Source organism: Corallococcus sp. AB049A (genome assembly GCF_003668885.1).
Classification (GTDB): Bacteria; Myxococcota; Myxococcia; order Myxococcales; family Myxococcaceae; genus Corallococcus; species Corallococcus interemptor.
The window spans coordinates 1-5656 of record NZ_RAWL01000510.1; the positions used below are offsets into that span (position 1 = coordinate 1).

At 72.0% G+C, this 5656-nt stretch carries 4 protein-coding genes; all 4 read left to right on the forward strand.

From position 1 onward, the window contains the following. The coding region (locus D7X55_RS34805; RefSeq protein ID WP_121725295.1) for an NAD(P)/FAD-dependent oxidoreductase at positions 1–1200 on the forward strand (1200 nt) is incomplete at its 5' end. Between the two features lie 352 nt (positions 1201–1552). Beyond that, positions 1553–2512 carry a sigma-70 family RNA polymerase sigma factor gene (locus D7X55_RS34810; RefSeq protein WP_121725296.1) on the forward strand — a complete coding sequence of 320 codons (960 nt, stop codon included), beginning with the start codon at positions 1553–1555 and terminating at the stop codon, positions 2510–2512. A gap of 162 nt (positions 2513–2674) precedes the next feature. Then, positions 2675–4948: an MMPL family transporter gene (locus tag D7X55_RS34815; protein WP_121725297.1), complete on the forward strand. Its 2274-nt coding sequence runs from the start codon at positions 2675–2677 to the stop codon at positions 4946–4948. Then, the coding region (locus D7X55_RS34820) for a glycosyltransferase (protein WP_121725298.1) at positions 4945–5656 on the forward strand (712 nt) is incomplete at its 3' end. The genes D7X55_RS34815 and D7X55_RS34820, both read left to right, overlap by 4 nt.

The following is a 5656-nucleotide window of genomic DNA, read 5'->3' on the forward strand; positions in this document are numbered from 1 at the left end:
AAGCAGCTGGGCGGGCGGGCGCGGACGACGGAGGTGGAGGGCTTCCGCTTCAACCTGGGCCCGCATGCCCTGTACCGGGCGGGCGCGGCGCTGCGGGTGTTGGAGCGCCTGGGGGTGAGGCCCACGGGAGGCATTCCGAACCAGACGGGCGCCCATGCGCTGCTCGGGGGCCGGCTGCACACGCTGCCCCGAGGCGCCGTGACGCTGATGACGACGGACGTGCTGTCGCTCGCCGGGAAGCTGGAGGTGGCGAAGCTGCTGGCGGGGCTGGCCCGCATCGACACGCAGCCGCTGGGCGCGCTGTCGATGCGCGAGTGGCTGGAGACGCGCCTGACGCGAAAGGACAGCCGGGCGCTCGTCGCGGCGTTGATCCGCGTGTCCACGTACTGCGCGGACCTGGAGGCGCTCAGCGCGGGGGCGGCGTTGAAGCAGCTCCAGTGCGCGACGGCCGCGAACGTGCTGTACGTGGACGGAGGTTGGAGCACCCTGGTGGACGCGGTGGAGCAGCGGGGACGCGAAGCCGGAGCCCGGCTGGAGCTGTCCGCGCGGGTGGAGGGCGTCGTGCTCCAGGCGGGAGGCCAGCGGGTCGAAGGCGTGAGGCTCGCGGACGGCACGGTGCACCGGGCGGACGCGGTGGTGCTGGCGGGGAGTCCCGCGGACGTGGCGGCGCTCGTGCCGGAGGACGCGGTGCTCGCAAGGGAGGCGCGGGAGGCGGTGCCGGTCCATGCGGCGACGCTGGAGCTGGGACTGTCGGCGCTGCCGAGGCCGGACGCGCTGTTCGCGCTCGGGTTGGATGGGCCCTGGTACGCGTCGGTGCACTCGGCCTCCGCGAAGCTGGCCCCGGAAGGGGGCGCGATGGTGCACGTGGCGAAGTACCTGGGAGGCACGGACACGGACGCGAGCGAGGCGCAGCTGGAAGCCGTGATGGACGCGCTCCAGCCGGGCTGGCGCGGGAAGGTGGTGGCGCGGCGCTTCCGTCCGTCGCTCACGGTCAGCGCGGGGCTGCCCAAGGCCGCGAACGGAGGACTGTCCGGGCGGCCCAAGGTGGCGGTACCGCACGTGGGCGGCCTCTACCGCGTGGGCGACTGGGTGGGCGAGGAGGGAATGCTCGCGGACGCATCCCTGGCGAGCGCCGAGGCCGTGGAGCAAACCCTGGTGCAAGGCAATGCGGCGTCCCAACGCCGTGCAGCGGGGGCCTGAGTTGCTGGAGGCACGGATGAGAGATCGGCCGCGAAGTCACCAGGTCCTCCGCCATGAACCCCGTCCCCGTGGATGAGAAGGTGAGAACCCCGCGGTGGGACCGCCCGCCGGCGACGCTTCGGAAAAACCTGTCCGACAGTCGGACAGGTTCTGGAGGACCGCGTCCCGGCAGCGCCCGCGTCAGCCTGGCACTGCGTACGAACGTGTCGGACAGTCGGACAGGTTTTGGGAGTCGGCGGCCAGGGGGCTCGCTCCGGCCGGGTGGGTGATGACCGCTGGGCCTTGGGCTCACCCCGCATCGATGCTTCCTGGCTTCGTGCCTGGATTGTTGGAACGTGAGGACTTGAACGGGATGGATTCACAGGCGCGAGGAGCACTGGGCCAGGCGGCGCGCGAGCATGAGCGCTTCCTCTGGGGGCTCTGCTACCGGATGACCGGCGTGGCGGCGGACGCCGATGACCTGGTGCAGGACGTCTATGCACGCGCGCTCGCGACGCCGCCGGAGCGGCTGGACCTGCTTCGGCCCTGGCTGACCCGCGTGGCCGTCAACCTGGCTCGCGACCATCTGCGCCGCCGCCGCCGTGAGGGCTACGTCGGGCCCTGGCTGCCCTCACCGGTGGAGACCGGCGACGAGGAGGTCCCTCCCTCCATGGAGGCCCGGCTTCCAGGCGGTGGCTCCACCGAGGGACGCTATGAACTGCTGGAGAGCGTCTCCTTCGCCTTCCTGCTGGCACTGGAGGCCCTGTCGCCCAAACAGCGGGCCGTGCTGCTGCTGCGCGATGTCTTTGATTACTCGGTGCTGGAAGTGGCCGAGGCCCTGCGCATGAGCGAAGCGAACGTGAAGGTCGTGCACCACCGCGCACGGGCGGCCATGGCCGCGTATGACCAGGCGCGATGCGTGCCCACCCGCGACATGCAGGCGCGCACCCGGGCCGCGCTGGAGGCCTTCCTGGGCGCACTCGTGACGGGGGACGTGGCCGCCGCGGAGGCACTGCTGGCCTCGGACGTGCGCGCGCTCACGGACGGCGGCGGAAAGAGCCGCGCCGCCCTGGTGCCCATCCTGGGCCCGCAGCGCGTCGTCCTCTTCGTCCGCCGGCTGATGGAGATGCGGAGCATGCCCATCGCCTTGGAGATGAAGATGCTCAACGGCCTACCCGCCATGGTGGTCGTGTACCCTCCCGCGAAGGACCCGATGCTGGCCATGCACACGGTGATGCGCGTGGACCTGGACGCGGACGGACGCATCCATGCGCTGCATTCCATCGTCGTGGACCGGAAGCTCTCGGCCGTGCGCATGCCCGTGCCGGAATGACGGATGGCGTGCCGCATGTCTGCTACCAACGGGACGGCAAGGTGAGCTTCCAGTAGGCCGGCGCACCTCCGGATGGCCCCGGAGGATGAAGCCCCTGCCCAAGCGCTCCCTCCGTCACCAGTTCCCTGGTGACGGACGGGGCGGGCGAACGGGGGAGCGGGCATGGCGGGACGGCAGAGCGACGCACCAATGGGGGGCGAGCCGTCCCTGTTCACCCGGCTGGCGGTGGGCGTGTTCCGGCACCGGAGCTGGGTGCTCGTGGGCACGCTGCTGCTCCTCGCCGCGGCGGTGTGGGCGCTGCTCCGGGGCGGGCACCTCACCACCGGCACCATCGAGGGCATCGAAGCCGCGAAGGCCGAAGCGCTCGCGCGCGGTGCCGCCGCCGGGTCGAACGACCAGACCCTGGCGGTCATCTTCCATCACGACACCTGGACCACGGACGAGCCGCGCTTCACCCAGGCGGTGACGTCCGTGCTGTCGCGCGTGGAGCGGCTGCCAGAGGTTGACTCCGTGGTGTCACCCATCGGTGCACCCGAGGCCTTCCGCGCCCGCTTCGTGGCGAAGACAGGCCACGACCTGCTGGCGCTGGTGCGGCTCAAGGGCGGCGAGCGCGAGGCCACCGCCGCGTTCCCCGCCGTGCGCTCGGCATTGGAGGACCCGAACCTCCGGACGACGCTCACCGGCAAGGTGGCCTTCCTGGCCGCGCTCAACGAGCTGCTGGAGCACGACCTGCTGCGCGCGGAGTTGCTGTCCTTCCCGCTGGCGCTGCTGGTGTTGCTGTGGGTGTTCCGGACGGTGGTGGCGGCCATGCTGCCGCTGGTGGTGGGCGGGCTGGCGGTGCTGTGCGGCGTGGCGGGCGTGATGCTCCTGTCGCACGTCACGAACATGGCCCAGTACACGCTCAACGTCGTGTCGCTCATCGGGCTGGGCGTGGCCATCGACTACTCGCTCTTCATCGTGAGCCGCTTCCGCTCCGAGCTGGCTTTGGGCCTCTCCACGGAGCAGGCGCTGATGCGCACGCTGGACACCGCCGGGCGCGCGGTGGCGTTCTCCGGGCTGGCCGTCACGGTGGGATTGGGCGGGCTGCTCTTCTTCCGGGGCTCGTACCTGAGCGCCATGGGACTGGGCGGCGCCCTGGTGGTGGCCTTCGCGGTCCTCTTCGCGCTCACCGTGCTGCCCGCGCTCCTCGCCTGGCTGGGACCCCGCGTGGACCGGGGCCGGTTGCCGTTCGCGCCCAGGCCCGGCCGTGGCGGCGCGTGGCATGCGCTGGCCACCTGGGTGATGCGGCATCCGTGGTGGGTGCTGTTGCCCACGCTGACGCTGCTGTTGGCCATGGGGCTGCCGTTCCGGCGGCTCCAGCTGGCGGCCACGGACATCACCGCGCTGCCCGAGGGCACCGAGGCACGCCAGGGCGCGGAGACCCTGGCCCGCCTGTTCCCCCGCGAGGCCGCCACCCGCGTGCTGGTGGCGGTGGAGTTCCCCAGCGGCAATCCCCTCACGCCGGAGCGCGCGGGTGCGCTCTACGACGCCAGCCGCCGGGTGTCCTCGCTGCCCGGCGTGGTCGGCGTGGAGAGCGCCGTGGACCTGGCCCCCGGCATGGACCGGGCCACGGTCCAGCGCATGGCCGCCGCGCCACCGCGATTCCTTCCACCGGAGGTCCAGGCCGCGCGGGCCGCGTACGTCACCGGCAACGTGGCGGTGATGCAGGTGCTGACGTCCGCTCCGCCCAGCAGCGTGGAGGCGCGCAACCTGGTCCGGGCGCTGCGCGAGGAGCGCGCGGTGGGGGATGGCCAATGGTGGGTGGGCGGCCAGACCGCGACGGACGTGGACGCGGCGGCCTTCGTGAAGCACCACACGCCCGCGGCGGTGGGCTTCGTGATGGGGATGACGTGCATCGTCCTCTTCGTGCTCCTGCGCTCCGTGCTGCTGCCGTTGAAGGCGCTCCTGATGAACCTGCTGTCGCTGGCCGGTTCGTTCGGAGCCCTGGTGTGGATCTTCCAGGAGGGACACCTGCACCGGCTGCTGCGCTTCGAGCCCGGGCCCATCGAACCGTCGCTGCCCATCCTGTTGTTCTGCGCCCTGTTCGGCCTGTCCATGGACTACGAGGTGCTGCTGCTCAGCCGCATCCGTGAGGAGTACCTGCGCACGGGCGACAACACCCACGCGGTGGCGGAAGGGCTGGAGCGCACCGGCGGCCTCATCACCAGCGCGGCGGCCATCATGGTCGCCGTGTTCGCGGCCTTCACGCTGGCGTCCGTGGTGGTGGTGAAGGCGATGGGCCTGGGCATGGCCATCGCCGTCGCGCTGGATGCGACGCTGGTCCGGGTGCTCATCGTCCCCGCGATGATGCGGCTGATGGGGGACTTGAACTGGTGGGGGCCCGGCCACTGGAGGCGCTCGCAACCCCGGGCGCAGGGGACGGAGGTGCGGCCATGAACGCGAGGCAGCTCGGGTGGACGGCGGCGGCATTGGGCGTGCTCATGTATGGACACCGGCAGCTGATGGCCGGGCTGCGGCGTCGCGCGGCCCCTTCCGTGACGTCCTTCGCGCCGCCCTCCGTGACGGTCATCCGCCCCATCCGGGGCCTGGACGTGGGCGCGCGGGAGAACGTCCGCGCGCTGCTGGACCTGGACTATCCCGGTGAGTGGGAGGTGCTCTTCGTCTTCGACAGCGAGGACGACCCGGCGTTCCTCCCCACCCGCGAGGAGGCGGCCGCCCGCCCGACGCGCGCGAAGCGGGTGGAGTTGCTGGTCGCGGGCGAGCCACCGCCGGAAATGACGGGCAAGCTCAACGCGATGCAGGTGGGCGTGGCCCGCTCCCGGGGCGAGCTTTTGGCCTTCAGCGACTCGGACACGCGGCCCTCGCCCGGCGTGCTCACGGCGCTGGTGGGCGCGCTGCTGGAGGATGGCGGGACGGGCGCCACGTTCGCGCCCATCTACGCGGCGGCGGACACACCGCTGGCGGGTGACGTGGGCTACGGGTTGCTGGTGAACGCGTGGTACGGCGCGTCGGTCGCGTGCACCGCGGCTCCGGATGGCGCGCTGCCCTTCCTCATGGGGCAATTGATGGTGTTCCGGCGCCAGGCGCTGGAGGCCATCGGGGGGGTGGGCTGCGCCGCCGGGCAGCTCGTGGATGACATGTACC

Excerpts from the sequence above, each read along its gene's own strand:
- D7X55_RS34810 (WP_121725296.1), top strand. The coding sequence starts at position 1,553 with ATGGATTCACAGGCGCGAGGAGCACTGGGCCAGGCGGCGCGCGAGCAT.
- D7X55_RS34815 (WP_121725297.1), top strand. The coding sequence starts at position 2,675 with ATGGCGGGACGGCAGAGCGACGCACCAATGGGGGGCGAGCCGTCCCTG.